We start from the raw sequence: 15,766 nt of genomic DNA, 5'->3' as shown, positions 1-15,766 counted from the left end.
CAGATGATATTTGTGATGGATGTGGGCAACACCAACATCAAGTGCGGAATGTTCCAGGGAAATGTGCTTGTGCATTCGTTCCGTATGACGACGGACATCGACGCAACGTCCGACCAGTACGGAATCCAGATGATTGATTTTTTCAGTTATCTCGAGCACACGCCGATGGACGTGGAGGGGATTATTATTTCGTCCGTCATTCCGTCCATCAACTATACGCTCGACCACATGGCGCGCGAGTATTTCAAGAAAAAGCCGATGTTTGTGGGGCCGGGCATCAAAACGGGGATCAATATAAAGTACGATAACCCCAAGGAACTCGGCACGGACCGCATTGTGAACGCGGTCGGGGCCTTTGAACTTTTTGGCGGCCCGGTCATCACCATAGACTTCGGCACGGCGACGAGTTTCGGCGCAATTTCCGAAAAAGGGGATTTTCTCGGCGGGGCCATCTGCCCGGGGCTGCGGATCGCGTCCGACGCGCTGACGGAAAACGCCGCCAAGCTGCCGCGTATCGAGCTCAAGCGCCCGGAAACGGTCATCAACAAAACGACGGTTACGTCCATGCAGTCGGGCATCATCTACGGCTATGTGGGGCAGGTGCAGTATATCGTGGAAAAGATGAAGGCCGAAATGGGCGGCGCAAAGGTCGTGGCGACAGGCGGTTTTTCCGGGCTGATCGCGCAGGAGACGAATTGTATCGACGAGATCATACCGACGCTTACGCTGATCGGTCTCAATAAGATTTATATGAAAAATTGCTGAGGCGCGGCCCGGCAGGTGAAGGAGTAAGGAATATGAAAGACGTAAAAGTGGCAATTCTCGGCATGGGTACCGTCGGCGGCGGCATCTACCAGCTGATTGAACGGGAAGGCAAAAACATCGAGCACAAGGACGGAATCCGCCTCGAGGTCAAAAAGACGCTGGCCCTCTCTTATGCGGTGGATGTGCCGGAAGAAAAGAAAGCAAAGGATATCGACGAGATTGTGAACGATCCGGAGATTTCCATTGTGGCCGAGGTCATGGGCGGGCAGCACCCGTCCAAGGAATTTATCCTGAAGGCGCTCGAAGCGGGGAAAACCGTGGTTTCCGCCAACAAGGACATGATTTCCCAGAACTGGCCGGACCTTGAAGCGGCGGCGAAACGCAGCGGCGCAGGGTTCTATTTCGAGGCGGCCGTGGGCGGCGGCATCCCGATCCTGCGGGCGTTAAACGATTCCATGCAGGCAAACAGCATCGACCGCATATACGGCATCGTCAACGGGACGACGAATTATATCCTCACGAAAATGGACGACGAGGGCCGTGATTTTGCCGACGTGCTCAAGGAAGCGCAGGAGCTTGGTTATGCGGAAGCAAACCCGGAAAGCGACGTCGAGGGATATGACGCGCGGTATAAGCTGTCAATCCTTGCATCCATGGCGTTCCACGCGCGCGTGCCCGTGGATAAAATCTATTGCGAGGGCATCACGAAAATCACCGAGGCGGATATCGCCATCGGCCGGGAGCTCGGCTATGTGGTGAAGCTGCTGGCCATCGGCAAGAAGGATAAGGACGGCAGCATCGAGGTGCGCGTGCATCCGACGATGATCGGCAAGGACCACGCCCTTGCGAGCATCAAGGGTTCGTTCAACGCCATCTTTATCAACGGAAGCGCCGTGGGCGAGATGATGTGGTACGGCAAGGGCGCGGGAGACTTCCCGACGGCGAGCGCGCTTGTGTCGGATATGGTTTATGCGGTGCACCATGCGGATAATCCGCGTTATGCGACGTTTGAAAACACCTATGAGGCGGACCAGGTAAAATTCAACGACAACTGGCTGACCGAATATTTCATCCGTACGGAGGTGCAGGATAAGCCGGGCGTCCTTGCGAAAATCGCGGGGATTTTCGGGAAGCACGACGTAAGCATCGAAAGCGTGATCCAGAAGGGCGCGAAGCCGGGCGAAATAAGCGCGCCGCTGATTATGGTAACGCATCCGGCGCACGAGCTCGACCTTCGCCAGGCAATCGAAGAAATCAAGGAGCTCGACGCGGTGGTCGGCGTTCCTAACTGCATCCGCGTTGAAAAATAATTGTCCCGCAATGCACCGCGGTGCTTCGGGACGGAGGAAAAAAGAACCGCCGGGTCCCATCGCAATTTGTCCACGCCCTTGCGGCATGGCCGAATTGGACGGTTCCCGCGCGGCGGTATTAAAAGGACATCAAGGCTAACTTAATAACCAGATAGGAGAATAAGGAATGATTATTGGAAAACACGAGGCGGTAAACGCGGATAAGCTTGGCGGGGACGGCAAAGGAAACGCGCAGCTTTACAACTGGCTGGGGGACGAAAAAATGTGCCCGAACCTTTCGCTCCTCACGACGATCACGCTCGAGCCGGGCGCCACGGTAAGCGATCATCCGCACCACGGCGAGGCGGAAATCTATTGCCTGACGCAGGGCAGCGGCGAGTATAACGACAACGGCAAAACAGTGCCCGTCAAGGCAGGCGACGTAACGATCTGCTACGACGGGGAAATGCACGGCCTTAAGAATACGGGCGGCGGGGAACTGGTGTTCCATGCAATCATTGTAAAGGGTTAACGCTCAAATGGGAATTTTCCCGAAAGGAGAAATCTGATGGATTTGACATGGCTTTGGATATTAATCGGTGTGGTGGTGGCCATTGTTGTCATCATTGTAATCTGGTACATTGTCGCTTACAATAACTTCATCAAGATGAAGAACGGCATCGAAGAGGCATTTGCGACGATCGATGTTTATCTCAAAAAGAGGTTTGACCTGATCCCGAACCTTGTGGAAACGGTCAAGGGCTATGCGGCGCACGAGCGCGGGACGCTCGACGAAGTAACGGCGGCCAGGAACAGCGTGGCAAATTCTTCCACAACGGAGGAACGGCTCGCGAATGAAAACATCCTTTCCGGGACGCTCAGGAGCCTGTTCGCGGTTGCGGAAGCATACCCGGACCTCAAGGCGAACACAAATTTCCTCGATTTGCAGAACCAGCTCAACATGGTGGAAACAGACCTCGCGAACGCGCGCAAATACTATAACGCGAACGTAAGGATGTTCAACACCAAGCTCGAAACCTTCCCGACGCGGCTGATTGCCAAAAAGTTCAATTTCACGAAGCAGCCGATGTTCGAGGTATCGAACGAAGCGGAACGCGAAAACGTGAAGGTGCAGTTCTAAACAACATAAAAACAAAATGCGCAGCCGCTTTTGCGGCTGCGATTTTGCCTAAAGAGGAATTATGAAAAAATTTTTATTGGTTTTGACAGTGCTGCTTGTCCTTCTCCTGTCGGCCGTTCCGGCTGCCGGGTTCGCGGCGGATGCCAGCTATGTCATCGAGGATTACCACCGCGAAATCACGGTGCATGAAAATAATACCTACAGTATTGAAGATACGATGACTGTCAATTGGATGACGCCGGCCCACGGTCTCCGCGTAGACGTTCCGACGCGCGCTGAAATTTCCCGCAGGCATGACGGGAAGGTTTACAACGACACATACCAGGTGCTTGTAAGCGGCGTATTCGCGGACGGGCAATACGATACGGATAGGAATGGGGACACCTTTGTCATTAAAATCGGGGACCCGGATCAATATGTAACGGGAACGAAGGAGTATCATTTCGGCTATTTGTTCGACCCGGGCGACGACGGCCAATCCGGGTTCGACGAATTTTATTTCAACCTGATCGCCCCGTCGTGGGCGGCGCCGATCGAGCATTTTTCGTTTAACATCCATATGCCCAAAGAGTTCGACGCGGGCAGCGTCGGCTTTTCCACGGGTTCCTATGGAACCTCCGGCTATAATATGGACGCGCTCAAATACCAGGTGGACGGAAATACGGTCACGGGCGAAATCAACCAGCAAATTGCGCCGTACGAAGGCGTCAACATCCGTATAGAGCTCCCGGACGGCTATTATGTCGGCGCGCGCGATCCGCACAGCCAGATATTCCCATGGATCATCGGCGGCCTTGCCGTCCTTACCATCGTATTCCTGATGTACGTGACCGCGGGCGAAAAAAAGCGCGAGGTACAGACGGTCGAATTTTATCCGCCGGAGGGCATGAATTCGGCAGACGTGGGATATATCATCGACGGCGTGGTAGAGGATAAGGACGCGGTCTCGCTGCTCATCTACTGGGCGGACCAGGGCAACCTTGAAATCCACCAGGAGGATAAGAAAAACCTGCGGTTCCAAAAATTGAAGGACCTGCCGGATACGGCGAACGATTACGAACGGATACTGTTCGATAAAATGTTTGCGGGAAGGGACAGCGTCGCCGTCAAGGATATGCAATATAAGTTCGCGTCCACGATTGCGGCGGTAAAGGACCGCATCAGGGATAAATACCAGATGGAGCAAAACCTTGTATTTACGAAAAAATCGGTGCGCAGGCAGAAAATCGCGGGCGTGCTCGCGGCGTTTCCCGCCGTACTGATGTTCGGGTTTGCCAACTATCTCGAGGAATTCGATCCTTTCGCGGCAGTCTTTTCAGGGATCATCGCGTGCATATTTGGAAGTGTATTCACCTCCATGCTGTGCACGAATATCCATAAATGGAAATCGGAAAAGCTTTCCACCAAGACGGGCTTCATGATTGTAAATATTATCCTGATTGCGGCCTTCCTTGGAATTATGGCGCTGTTCAGCGCGGATGCCTTCGGCATGTGGACAATCGTGCCCCTTGCGGCGACAGTCATCGGGATGATCCTCGCGGCGGGGATGCGGCGGCGCACGGAGCGCGGCGCGCAGTGGTCGGGCCGTATTCTCGGCCTCAAGCATTTCATTGAAACGGTGGAAGCGGATAAGCTTAAAATGCTTGTGGAGAGCGATCCTCAATATTTTTACAGCATCCTCCCCTATGCATACGTGCTCGGGGTGACGGATAAATGGGCCAAGCAGTTTGAAAGCATCGCGGTCGCGCCGCCAAGCTGGTATTACGGTTATAACGGCTCCGTATTCACGACGGTCTGGTTTGCCAGCACGATTTCAAACAACCTGTATTATACGCAGCAAAGCATGATGGTCACCAAAAGCTCGGGCGGAAGCGGTTTCGGAGGCGGCGGCGGAATCGGCGGTGGCGGCGGTTTCTCGGGCGGCGGATTTTCCGGCGGCGGTTTCGGAGGCGGCGGCGGAAGCTGGTAAGCGGCGAATGCCTTTTGGCCCGCAGGCCGGGGGCAAACAATCACAAAGCTGGAGAATGGTATGAAGGGAACGGTTCTTATCACCGGCGCGTCGCGCGGGATCGGCAGGGCGTGTGCGCTCGCATTCGGCAGGGCGGGCTGGTGTGTTGCGGCAAATTATAACAAGAGCGAAGGGGAAGCGCAGGCGCTCCTCGACGAGCTCAGGCAAATGCATGTAAGCGCGGATATCTTCCGGGCGGATGTTTCAAACGCGCGGGAGGTCGCAAAAATGCTGCGGGAGGCCGAAGGGCGTTTCGGCGGCGTAAACGCCCTTGTAAACAATGCGGGCGTCGCGCAGCAGAAGCTGTTTTCGGACATTACGGAAGCGGAATGGCAGCATATGTTCGACGTCAATGTCAAGGGCATGTTCCTGTGCACGAAGGCCGTGCTTCCGGGCATGGTCAGCGCAAAGCGCGGATGCATTGTGAACCTTTCCTCCATCTGGGGAATTGCGGGCGCGTCGTGCGAGGTCCATTATTCCGCCTCGAAAGCGGCGGTGATCGGCTTCACCAAGGCGCTTGCCAAGGAGGTCGGGCCTTCGGGGGTGCGGGTCAACTGCGTTGCGCCCGGGGTGGTCGAAACGGATATGACCGCAGGGCTTGACGGCTGCGCCCGGCAGGAACTGCGGGAAGAAACCCCGCTCGGATGCCTTGGAACGCCGGAAGATATCGCGCGTGCCGTGCTGTTCCTTGCGGAAGAAGGCGGACGCTTTATCACCGGGCAGGTGCTGAGCCCCAACGGCGGACTCGTCATTTAAAATGAATAGTTAATAATGATTGCGCCTTGTTCCGCGGCAGGACATATTTGTTCATCCGCGGATATTTGGTAAGCACGGGTTCTTTTCTGAAGAAAAAAGAATGCAATTGTGATATGATATTGGAAACAGAAGCAGGAGGAGTCAAACATGAAAATAAATACAAAATGCCTGCATGAAGGCTGGAAGCCGAAGGACGGGGAACCGCACGCGCTTCCGATTTACCAGAGCACGACCTTTAATTACGATTCCACGGAGCATATCGGCGACCTTTTCGACCTTAAGGCCGCGGGATATTTCTATACGCGGCTCGCCAACCCGACGGTAGGGTATGTGGAAGAAAAGCTTTCCGCGCTCGAAGGCGGCGTGGGCGCGATGTGCACATCCTCCGGCCAGGCCGCGAATATGATCGCGGTGCTCAATATCATGGGCGCGGGCGACCACATGGTGTGCGCTTCCGAGGTGTACGGCGGGACGATCAACCTGTTCGGCGTGACGCTCGAGAAGCTGGGAATCGAATGTACGTTCGTAAACCAGGACGCGCCGGATTCCGAAATTGAAAAAGCGTTCCGCCCGAATACCAAGCTTGTTTTCGGCGAAACGGTTGCCAATCCGGCAATCTCCGTGTTCGATATCGAGCGCTTTGCAAACCTTGCGCACAGCCACGGCGTTCCGCTCATCGTGGATAATACCTTTGCAACGCCTGTCCTGTGCAGGCCGTTCGAGTTCGGCGCGGATATCGTGACGCACTCAACCTCAAAATACATGGATGGGCACGCGGTGCAGCTTGGCGGCGTGCTGATCGACGGCGGCGTCTTCGACTGGAAGGATTATCCGGGCCTCACCGAGCCGGACGAAAGCTACCACGGCGTTGTATATACGGAAGCATTCGGCAGGCAGGCCTATATCACCAAGGCGCGTACGCAGCTTATGCGCGATATCGGCGCCAGCCCCACGGCGCACGCCGCGTTTTTGTTGAACCTCGGGCTTGAAACGCTTGCCCTGCGGATGGAACGCCACAGCGCGAATGCGCAGGAGACGGCGGAATTCCTCGCGGCGCAGGCGGATGTGGAGTATGTCAATTACCCCGGCCTCAAAGGAGATAAATACTATGACCTCGGGCAGAAATACCTGCCGGACGGCGCCAGCGGCGTCATTTCCTTTTCGCTTAAGGGCGGGCGGGACGCCGCAGTGAAATTTATGGACAGCCTTGAGCTGGCTTCCAATGTGGTGCACGTGGCGACCGTAAAGACCTGCGTGCTGCATCCCGCGAGCGAGACGCACCGCCAGCTTTCGGATGAACAACTGGTGGACGCGGGCATCACGCCGGGAATGATCCGCCTTTCGGTAGGCATCGAAGACATCGGCGATATCATCCAAGACCTTGAAAAAGGCTTTGCAGCAATTCGGTAAAGAAAAAAATGACTGGCCAAAAGGCCAGTCATTTTTTATTTTCTCCGGCTATTTTATTCAATATATCCCATCAGGTTTTCACGCCCGAGCCGTTTGTCAAGCTCGCGGAAAATAGTTTCGCAGCTGCGCCCCCCAAGGCCGAACCGTTCCGCCCCGGCCTCCGCCATTTCCAGCATCGTATCGAGGTCGCGGATACCGCCGGCAGCCTTAATTTTAACGTTTTCCCCGGCGGCGTCCTTCATGATGCGGACAATTTCCACCGTCGTCGGCTTTCCGTGGAAGCCGGTGCTGCTTTTCACCCACGGCGCGCCCGCGCTGGCGGCAAGCTCGGATGCCTTGGCAATCTGGTCGTTCGTGAGAAGCGCCGTTTCGATGATTACCTTCACCGGAACCTTTACGGCTTCGCATACCGCCGTAATATCCTGCTTGGTATATTTCAGGTTCCCGGAAAGGAAGGCGCCGATATTCATAACCATATCGATCTCCTGGGCCCCCAGAAGCTCCAGCTGCTTTGCTTCGTAAACCTTTGTGGACGTAAGCTCCCCGCCGTAAGGAAAGCCCGTTACAGACCCGTGCAGGAGATCGTAACCGATTGTGTTTTTCATGGTGCGCGCAAGGTAGCACGGCAATGTAATTGTGGAAGCGCAATGATACGCTTTTGCAATATCGCAAATGCGGTCTACGTCCGTAAGGCGCGTATCCGCGGCGACTGCCGTAATGTCAATCATATCCGGCAGCGTTTCCAAAGAAACCATAATGTGATCCTCCGATGATTCAAACAGTTTTATTTGCTGGCCTTGCTGCGGTTTGCGCGGCGTGTGCCCCGCGGCAAAACAGTCCGCTGCCAGCCGTTTACAGGGAAATGCTGTCCGCCGCGTGGTGCGCGGCGCTGAACTTGCTGTAAAACAATACTATCATAGACCGGGAACGAGGTGTTGTCAATGAATAAGCAGAAGAAATTTTCAGTATTTTGTTGTATAATCTTTTTGTATGAAACATCAGGACGAGGAGGCAGCTATGGATATAGAACGGGTAAAAGAATTTTTCAGGCAGGACAGGTTCGTGCAGGCGCTTGGAATTGAAATTGAGAGCGCGGATGCCGGAACCTGCGAATGTACGGCGGAAATCAGGGAACAGCACCTCAACGCGGGAAACGTGGTGCAGGGCGGAATGATTTTCACCATTGCGGATTTTACGTTTGCGGTGGCGGCAAACTGTAAGCATGGCAATGTGGTGTCGCTGAACAACAATATCACGTATGTGCGTCCGCCGAAGGGCAGGCGCCTGATCGCGCGGGCAAAAGAAACCGCGTCCACGCGGAAAACATGCCTTTACGAGGTCGAAATCACAGACGATGCGGGAACGCCGGTGGCCTTTATGACGGTTTCCGGTTTTATAAAAGATGGGAGTATCGGGCTGGATACCTGAGATCAAACAGAAGCGGAAAAAACCAGGGTTATCCCTGGTTTTTTGTTTTAAAAGAACAAAAATTCCCCCAAAAACCAGTTTTACGGGAATATATTTGGAAAAATGACAGAAATTTTTATTGCATAACGTCAATATCCAAAACGTTTTCGTATGCAAAAAACAGCTTTATAAAAGTAAAATATATGTTTACAACAAAAACATTTTGGTATATGATGAGGTCAAAAGGGAAATCAAATGGGTGGGGGATCAAAAATAATGCTGAAACATGTTTTTCAAGAAATTTCGATTGGTTCATTAAAACTAAAAAACAGATTTGTTGTTCCGCCGATGGTGTCGAATATGTTCACGCCCGAAGGCGTTGCGACAAAGCAATACGCGGCCTATATGGAAGCGCGGGCCCGCGGTGGCTTCGGCCTGTTAATTACGGAAAATTTTGGCGTATGCAAAGGAGCGCGGGCATTTCCGCTTAATGGCGGTTTGTGGAATGATGCGCAGAGGGACGGGCTGAAGGATACCGTCATACGCGTCCACGCGGCGGGGGCCAGGATCGCAGCGCAGCTTTATCATGCGGGCCGGGAAACCAGCAGCGCAATCACGGGAGTGCCCAACGTGGCGCCGTCCCCTTTCCAGGACCCAACCATAGAAGAACAGCCCGGCGAACTGACTGTGGAAGAAATCCGTAAAATCGTGCGGGAATTTGCGGCGGCGGCCGTGCGCGCAAAAGAAGCCGGGTTCGACGCGGTGGAAATTCATTGCGCGCATGGTTATTTGATTGATGAATTCCTGTCGCCGTTTTCCAATAAAAGAACCGATCTTTACGGGGGGCCTATGATAAACCGGGCCCGGTTTATGCTGGAGACAGTCGAAGCGGTGCGTGAAGCCGTCGGGCCCGGGATGCCTGTATTTTGCCGGATTTCCTCCGACGAATTGGTGGACGGGGGACTTACCGTTCAGGATATGAAAGCCTTCTGCCTGCTGCTGGAAGAAGCCGGTGCGGCCGCAATCGACGTTTCATTCGGTGTTTTTGCTTCAGGCGGCCACATGGTGGCCTCCTACCATGAAGATCATGCAAATATGGTAAAGTATGCGGCGGTCATCAAACAGGCGTGTTCCGTCCCCGTGATTGCGGTCGGGCGCGTGAATGACCCGCTGCTTGCGGAAGGGGTTATCGCGGGCGGCGAGGCCGACCTTGTGGCCATGGGCCGCGCTTCCCTTGCGGACCCGGATATGCCAAACAAAGCGCGGGAAGGGCGACTTGGTGAAATCGCATACTGCATTGGCTGCCGGCAGGCATGCAATGGAAACCTGTTTTCCGGGAAACCGATTGGCTGCCTTGTGAATCCATTGACTGGAAATGAACATTTGGGAGTACCCAAAGACCTATATTCCTCTTACAAAATCCTGGTTATGGGCGGGGGCGTCTCCGGCATGCGGTTTGCCGCAACGGCGGCGGCGCGCGGTGCCTACGTGACGCTGGCGGAAAAAAGCGGCAAGCTCGGGGGACAGTGGCTCCTCGCTCTGGTCCCGCCCCATAAGCAGGAATATGCAAGCCTGGTTTTCCATCTGGAACAGGAATTAAAAGCGCACGGCGTTAAAATACTGCTGAATACGGAAATAACGGAGCCGGGGAAATACGACCTGGTCGTAGACGCGACAGGAGCGCAGCCCGCCTTCCCCGATATACCGATTCATACGGACGCGCGTGTTTTGCTTGAAAGCGAGGTTTTAAGCGGGGAAAAGCAGGCGCGCGGCAAAGTCTTTGTATGCGATTTTGGTGGGTGTGCGGCAAATACCGCTGCATTTCTTGCGGCGCAGGGAAAAGACGTTACGCTTGTCATGCGGGATAAATTTTATGAAAAATATGGGGACGAAAGCATCTGCGCCGCGCTTGAACAGGAACTGCGCGGCGCGGGGGTAACAATTCATCTTCATGGACATATACGCGAAATCGGGGAAAGCATCCTGCTCGAAAGGGAAGCGCTTCCCCTGGAACCGGGAGACGACGTGGTTTTGTGCACGCGGTACGTTAAACGAAAAAGCGTCCTGGGCGAGGCTGGAAATGTGATCCGGATCGGCGACGCAAACGCGGTCGGAAACGCGGTTACAGCCATCAGGGAGGCATATGAAGCGGCCTGTAAAATCCAATAATTCAGGTTGTAATCTCTTTTAAAGTGTAGGATAATAAATACATATCCATGAAGGAGGAGCAGTATGCCTGCCACTTTAAAAGACGTTGCGGAACTAGCGAAGGTATCCATCACAACAGCATCCCATGCCCTCAATGGAAAAAAGGTAAATGAAAACACCAGGCAGCGGGTCCTGGATGCCGCGAAGATGCTCCATTATTACGTTAATATCAACGGACGGAACCTAATCACTCAAAAGACGCATAACCTGACGCTGCTTGTGCTTAATTTCCGCGGCGTGGGAGATATGACAGAGGATATTTCCTACTATTACCAGATGCTGAAAGGCGCGATGCTGTGTGCGCAAAAATATGATTATTCGATCAAATTTGAAACAGCCTTCTGGGCGGATATACGTGAGGGCGACTATTTTGAACAAAAGGTATTTGGGCGGTCGACAGACGGGATTATCGTTATCCCGCAATATAAATTCCGTTGTGATTTCCTCAAACTGCTCGAGGATGAAAGCTATCCTTTCGTGATGGTCAATCCCTGGGCGGAAGTCTCGGATATGCATAAGGTGTATATTGATAATTTTGCAGGCGGGAAGCTTGCGGCGCAGTGTGCCGGGCGCCATGACCGCATTCTGTTTATCAACGGGCCGGAGGAGCATATCAGCGCGGCCATGATTGAACAGGGCTTCATCGCGGGGCTGCTCGAAAGGGGAATCCGCTTTGAAGAGCAGGGAATTGTTTATTCCGACTATACGCATGAAGGAGGATATTATGCGATGAAGAAAGTGTTGTCGGATAATGCGGGGCAGCCTACCTTCGTATTCTGCGCGAATGATTATATGGCTACAGGCGTGCTTACGGCGGCGCATGAAATGGGCCTCAAAATCCCGCAGGATGTTTCGATCCTGGGGTTTGACGGAATGGACGTATCGAAATGTGTGTTTCCCCGCCTCTCCACAATAGATGTAGATGTTTCAAGTATGGGCTACGAGGCCGTATCACGGTTGATTTCGCTGATCGAGCATCCGGAAAAAGCGGCCGGGCTGTCTCCGGTGTGCATATCCCCCAGCTTGTTGGTGCGCAGCACCACGCGCCCGTAGAAAATTTTTTAAACAAAAATATAAAACGTTTTGGAAAATAATCATAATATACATAAATAAAAAACATAAAACGTTTTGGAAAATAAAAAGGAGGGATTGAAATTGGCCATTCTGGAAATGCAGCGCATCAATAAGAGTTTTCACGGGATTCCGGTACTGAAAAATGTCGATTTATCCGTAGAAAAAGGCGAAGTCCACGCATTGTGTGGCGAAAACGGCGCCGGTAAATCGACCCTGATGAAAATACTGACCGGAATTTATGAAAGGGACAGCGGCGACATTACATTTAAGGGGCAGCCGGTAACCGGCATGAGCGTACAGCAAATACAGAGGCTCGGGATATCGATGATTTTCCAGGAACTGAACCTGCTGAACGAGCTTACCGTTGCGCAAAACATTTTTTTGAACCGTGAAAAAGTAAAGAAGGGCATGGTGCTCAATGAAAAAGAAATGGTCAGCCGCACGGCAGAGCTTCTCCAGGAAGCGGAGCACATTGACCCGGCCGAAAAAGTGCGGAATTTGAGCATTGCCCAAAAGCAAATTGTGGAAATTATCAAAGCCATTTCATTCAACGCGGAACTGATTATTATGGACGAGCCCACGGCCGTGCTTACCAAAAACGAGGTAGACATTCTTTATTCACTGATCGGGAAATTGAAAGCCGCAGGAGTGAGCGTAATCTACATTTCGCACAGGCTCCCGGAAATCAAAGAAATATGCGACCGGATCACAATCCTGCGGGACGGCGAAAAAATTGCGACCGTAAACACAGCCGATATATCCGAACGGGATATTGCGAAACTGATGGTCGGCCGGGATATCGAACCAAACAAGGTGGAACGCGCGGACGGACAAAGCAAAAAGGAAATTTTCCGGGCGGAGCATATTACAAGCGGCAATATGGTAAAGGATGTGAGTTTCACACTCTACACCGGAGAGACGCTCGGCTTCTATGGCCTGGTCGGCGCGGGACGCAGCGAGCTTGCCGAAGCGATCTTCGGCATCAGGCCGAAGGAAACGGGCGAGCTGTTCATTAACGGGGAAAAAGTAGAAATCAAAACCCCATCCGAAGCCATTGCACGCAGGATCGCTTTTGCTACGGAGGACAGGAGGGGCAGCGGCCTTTTCCCCGAGCGGAGCATCATGGAAAACATGACGGTCATCAGGCACATCAAAACAAAAACGCCGATCATCGACAAGCGGGAAGAGAAACAAATTACCAAAGATATGCAGCAGGCACTGAGGATAAAATATGCGTCCGAACGGGACGAGGTCATCGGTCTTTCAGGCGGAAACCAGCAAAAGGTGGTCTTTGGAAAATGGGCGGCGGGAGATGCGGACATTTTCATTTTTGACGAACCGACACGCGGTGTGGATATTGGTGCGCGCAAAGAAATTTACGCCTATATCAATAAACTTACCCGGGAAGGAAAAGCGGTTATGATTATTTCGTCCGACCTGCCCGAGCTTCTGGAGACCTGCCAGCGGATTGCCGTTATGTACCAGGGAGAATTACGCGGCGAGCTTTCAAACGAAGAAGCGACGGAGGAACGGATCATGATGATGGCCACGGGGATAGAAAGGGGATAACCATGGAATACAAAGATACTGTTTTAAAAAAGGACAATATTCTGATGAAAGGCTTCAAAAGCCTGTGGAAAGACCACGGCTATGTATTTGCGCTGATTGTACTGCTTATTTTTGCCGCGATAGCAAGCCCGCAGTTTATGACGCAAACCAATATTTTCAATATCCTCCGGCAAACCTCTATTGTAGGGATCATTGCGCTGGGGATGACGTTCGTTATTATTTCGGGCGGGATTGACCTTTCGGTCGGGTCGGTCCTTGCGGTATGCGGCGTTATTATTCTGCTGCTCCAGAATGAGGGCGTCCCGATTTTCCTCAGCATTCTTGCCGGGTGCGGAGTAGGTATGGCGATCGGCGCGGCAAACGGTTTCATTATTGCGAAAGCAAAGCTCGCGCCGTTTATCGTAACGCTGGCCACAATGACAATCGCGCGGTCCCTGGTCATTTTCCTCTCCGACGGATCGAGCATTATCGGGGACGCATCCTCTGATTTTACGATTATCGGGAACGGGAAAATCGGGCCGATTCCAATTCCGGTGCTTATTTTCCTTGCGGCGATCCTGGTTTGCCATTTTATGCTGCAAAAAACAAAATTCGGGCGCTATGTGTTCTCCGTCGGCGGCAGCGAAACGACGGCGGTTTATTCGGGCATCAAGGTGGATAAGATCAAAATCCTTACGTATATGTTGATTGGCCTTACGGTCTCGATAGCCGCCGTGATCGAGACGGCGCGCCTTGCTTCCGTAAGCTCGGCGTCCTCGGGCCTTTACTATGAAATGGACGCGATAGCCGCCGTTATTATCGGCGGAACGCCGCTCACGGGCGGCAAAGGTACGATCATCGGCACGGTGGTCGGAATCATTATCCTCGGCATTATCGGGAACATCATGAACCTGATGAATATTTCGCCGTATCTGAACGGCGCGGTGAAAGGCATTATTATTCTGATCGCGGTTTTGCTTCAAAAAAGAGGCAAATAAAATAAATATTTCAGGAGGAAGATTATGAAAAGAGTATGGAAAACAATTCTTACGGCAATCCTTGCGGGTATTATGGTCCTGGGCGTAGTCGGCTGCTCGGCGGATACGGCGGCGGAATCGGCGGCGGGCACGACTGCTGCGGAAGGCCAACAGGCGGCGGAAACGCAGGCCGTGCAGGAGACGGCGGATACGGGTGAAGCGGCCCCGGCGGAAGCCGCCGGGACGGGCGATGCCGTAAAGCCGCCTAAAAACGGCGACAAGTATGTCATCGGCGTATCGGTTCCGGCGCCGGACAACCAGTGGGTTGCCGCGATCATCGACAATGCGCAGCAGCAGGCCAAGAAAGCCAATGAGTCCGGGAAATTCGAGATTACCGTCACCACAGCCAACAATCCGGCCAAGCAGGTTTCGGATGTGGAAGACCTTTTAACCAAGGAGCCCGACGCAATGGTCATTTTCCCCATCGAATCCGCGCCCTTAACGCCCATTGCGGAACAGGTCAAAGAGCAGGGGATTCCGCTCATGATCCTTACGAGGGGAATTGAAAGCACGAAGTATGATTCCTATATCCGCGGGGACGACAGGGTTGTAGGTATCTCGGCGGCGCATTATATCGGCCAGCGCCTGAACGGAAAAGGGAATGTCGTTATGATGCAGGCGGCGCCGAGCGCAATTACCACGGAACGCACGGAAGGCTTCGAGGAAACGCTGGCGGCAAATTATCCGGATATCAAAATCATCGCGACAGGAAATGGTAATTTTGCCCGCGAGCCTGCCATGAAAGAAATGGAAAACATCCTCCAGGCCCAGCCGCAGATCGACGCGGTCTATTCGGAAGACGACGAACAGGCGCTCGGCTGTATTACGGCAATTAAGAATGCGGGCCGCGAAAGCGAAATGTTTGTAACGGGAGTTGGCGGGAATAAAAGTGTCCTCGAAGCATTGATGGACAACGATCCGTTAATGGCGGCGACCTTCTTCTATTCCCCGCTCCAGGGCGGCAGCGCAGTCGAACTGGCGCAGCTCATGGCGCAGGACAAGGGCATGAGCGACCTGTGGGAAAAATCGATTCCGCGTGAAATTATCTTTGCCGCAGATACGATCACCTCGGAAAACGCAGCGGATTATTACGACGAAAATTCGCAGTATTGAGTTTGCAGTT

The 15,766-nt window shown here is 53.2% G+C and carries 14 protein-coding genes; 13 read left to right on the top strand and 1 reads right to left on the bottom strand.

Translation table 11 applies throughout. The annotated features are described in order from the left end of the window. Nucleotides 1-3 precede the first annotated feature (3 nt). From BBD38_RS12050 to BBD38_RS12020, 7 genes are all read left to right on the top strand, one after another. On the top strand, nucleotides 4-765 hold the full coding sequence (locus BBD38_RS12050; RefSeq protein ID WP_066688575.1) for a type III pantothenate kinase: 762 nt from the start codon (nucleotides 4-6) through the stop codon (nucleotides 763-765). A gap of 32 nt (nucleotides 766-797) precedes the next feature. After that, on the top strand, nucleotides 798-2,075 hold the full coding sequence (locus tag BBD38_RS12045; RefSeq protein ID WP_066688573.1) for a homoserine dehydrogenase: 1,278 nt from the start codon (nucleotides 798-800) through the stop codon (nucleotides 2,073-2,075). Nucleotides 2,076-2,241: 166 nt separating this feature from the next. After that, nucleotides 2,242-2,586: a cupin domain-containing protein gene (locus BBD38_RS12040; RefSeq protein WP_066688571.1), complete on the top strand. Its 345-nt coding sequence runs from the start codon at nucleotides 2,242-2,244 to the stop codon at nucleotides 2,584-2,586. A 36-nt stretch (nucleotides 2,587-2,622) separates the two neighbouring features. Further along, nucleotides 2,623-3,195, top strand: a complete 573-nt coding sequence (locus BBD38_RS12035) for a LemA family protein (protein ID WP_066688567.1) — start codon at nucleotides 2,623-2,625, stop codon at nucleotides 3,193-3,195. A gap of 61 nt (nucleotides 3,196-3,256) precedes the next feature. Next, nucleotides 3,257-5,164, top strand: coding sequence for a DUF2207 domain-containing protein (locus tag BBD38_RS12030; RefSeq protein ID WP_066688565.1), 1,908 nt, complete (start codon nucleotides 3,257-3,259; stop codon nucleotides 5,162-5,164). 60 nt (nucleotides 5,165-5,224) lie between these two features. Then, a complete protein-coding gene (ymfI, locus tag BBD38_RS12025) occupies nucleotides 5,225-5,959 on the top strand; it encodes an elongation factor P 5-aminopentanone reductase (protein WP_066688563.1) in 735 nt (244 codons plus the stop codon). Nucleotides 5,960-6,106: 147 nt separating this feature from the next. Then, nucleotides 6,107-7,369, top strand: coding sequence for an O-acetylhomoserine aminocarboxypropyltransferase/cysteine synthase family protein (locus tag BBD38_RS12020; RefSeq protein ID WP_066688562.1), 1,263 nt, complete (start codon nucleotides 6,107-6,109; stop codon nucleotides 7,367-7,369). A gap of 53 nt (nucleotides 7,370-7,422) precedes the next feature. On the opposite strand, the gene deoC is transcribed toward BBD38_RS12020, so the two are convergent. Continuing rightward, complete coding sequence (gene deoC, locus BBD38_RS12015) at nucleotides 7,423-8,124, bottom strand: deoxyribose-phosphate aldolase (RefSeq protein WP_066688561.1); 702 nt, start codon at nucleotides 8,122-8,124, stop codon at nucleotides 7,423-7,425. A 262-nt stretch (nucleotides 8,125-8,386) separates the two neighbouring features. Here deoC and BBD38_RS12010 point away from each other — a divergent pair, with 262 nt between their 5' ends. The 6 genes from BBD38_RS12010 to BBD38_RS11985 all read left to right on the top strand — a co-directional run bounded on the left by BBD38_RS12010 (nucleotide 8,387) and on the right by BBD38_RS11985 (nucleotide 15,756). Then, nucleotides 8,387-8,797: a PaaI family thioesterase gene (locus tag BBD38_RS12010; RefSeq protein WP_066688554.1), complete on the top strand. Its 411-nt coding sequence runs from the start codon at nucleotides 8,387-8,389 to the stop codon at nucleotides 8,795-8,797. A 234-nt stretch (nucleotides 8,798-9,031) separates the two neighbouring features. Next, nucleotides 9,032-10,945, top strand: coding sequence for an oxidoreductase (locus BBD38_RS12005; protein WP_082989657.1), 1,914 nt, complete (start codon nucleotides 9,032-9,034; stop codon nucleotides 10,943-10,945). Between the two features lie 63 nt (nucleotides 10,946-11,008). After that, entirely contained in the window at nucleotides 11,009-12,037 is a 1,029-nt protein-coding gene (locus BBD38_RS12000; protein ID WP_066688549.1) for a LacI family DNA-binding transcriptional regulator, read from the top strand. A gap of 102 nt (nucleotides 12,038-12,139) precedes the next feature. Further along, nucleotides 12,140-13,627: a sugar ABC transporter ATP-binding protein gene (locus BBD38_RS11995; protein WP_082989656.1), complete on the top strand. Its 1,488-nt coding sequence runs from the start codon at nucleotides 12,140-12,142 to the stop codon at nucleotides 13,625-13,627. A gap of 2 nt (nucleotides 13,628-13,629) precedes the next feature. Beyond that, on the top strand, nucleotides 13,630-14,604 hold the full coding sequence (locus tag BBD38_RS11990) for an ABC transporter permease (RefSeq protein WP_066688547.1): 975 nt from the start codon (nucleotides 13,630-13,632) through the stop codon (nucleotides 14,602-14,604). A 24-nt stretch (nucleotides 14,605-14,628) separates the two neighbouring features. Continuing rightward, nucleotides 14,629-15,756, top strand: coding sequence for a substrate-binding domain-containing protein (locus BBD38_RS11985; RefSeq protein WP_066688546.1), 1,128 nt, complete (start codon nucleotides 14,629-14,631; stop codon nucleotides 15,754-15,756). Nucleotides 15,757-15,766 lie beyond the last annotated feature (10 nt).

The organism is Christensenella intestinihominis (genome assembly GCF_001678845.1).
Taxonomy (GTDB): domain Bacteria; phylum Bacillota; class Clostridia; order Christensenellales; family Christensenellaceae; genus Christensenella; species Christensenella intestinihominis.
The sequence above is the reverse complement of the archived record's forward strand: the minus strand, read 5'-3'. Positions and strand labels throughout refer to the sequence as shown.

What these genes read in the sequence shown, in the direction of transcription:
- BBD38_RS12050 (WP_066688575.1), top strand. Translation starts at nt 4, where the DNA reads ATGATATTTGTGATGGATGTGGGCAACACCAACATCAAGTGCGGAATG.
- BBD38_RS12045 (WP_066688573.1), top strand. Translation starts at nt 798, where the DNA reads ATGAAAGACGTAAAAGTGGCAATTCTCGGCATGGGTACCGTCGGCGGC.
- BBD38_RS12040 (WP_066688571.1), top strand. Translation starts at nt 2,242, where the DNA reads ATGATTATTGGAAAACACGAGGCGGTAAACGCGGATAAGCTTGGCGGG.
- BBD38_RS12035 (WP_066688567.1), top strand. Translation starts at nt 2,623, where the DNA reads ATGGATTTGACATGGCTTTGGATATTAATCGGTGTGGTGGTGGCCATT.
- BBD38_RS12030 (WP_066688565.1), top strand. Translation starts at nt 3,257, where the DNA reads ATGAAAAAATTTTTATTGGTTTTGACAGTGCTGCTTGTCCTTCTCCTG.
- ymfI (WP_066688563.1), top strand. Translation starts at nt 5,225, where the DNA reads ATGAAGGGAACGGTTCTTATCACCGGCGCGTCGCGCGGGATCGGCAGG.
- BBD38_RS12020 (WP_066688562.1), top strand. Translation starts at nt 6,107, where the DNA reads ATGAAAATAAATACAAAATGCCTGCATGAAGGCTGGAAGCCGAAGGAC.
- deoC (WP_066688561.1), bottom strand. Translation starts at nt 8,124, where the DNA reads ATGGTTTCTTTGGAAACGCTGCCGGATATGATTGACATTACGGCAGTC.
- BBD38_RS12010 (WP_066688554.1), top strand. Translation starts at nt 8,387, where the DNA reads ATGGATATAGAACGGGTAAAAGAATTTTTCAGGCAGGACAGGTTCGTG.
- BBD38_RS12005 (WP_082989657.1), top strand. Translation starts at nt 9,032, where the DNA reads ATGGGTGGGGGATCAAAAATAATGCTGAAACATGTTTTTCAAGAAATT.
- BBD38_RS12000 (WP_066688549.1), top strand. Translation starts at nt 11,009, where the DNA reads ATGCCTGCCACTTTAAAAGACGTTGCGGAACTAGCGAAGGTATCCATC.
- BBD38_RS11990 (WP_066688547.1), top strand. Translation starts at nt 13,630, where the DNA reads ATGGAATACAAAGATACTGTTTTAAAAAAGGACAATATTCTGATGAAA.
- BBD38_RS11985 (WP_066688546.1), top strand. Translation starts at nt 14,629, where the DNA reads ATGAAAAGAGTATGGAAAACAATTCTTACGGCAATCCTTGCGGGTATT.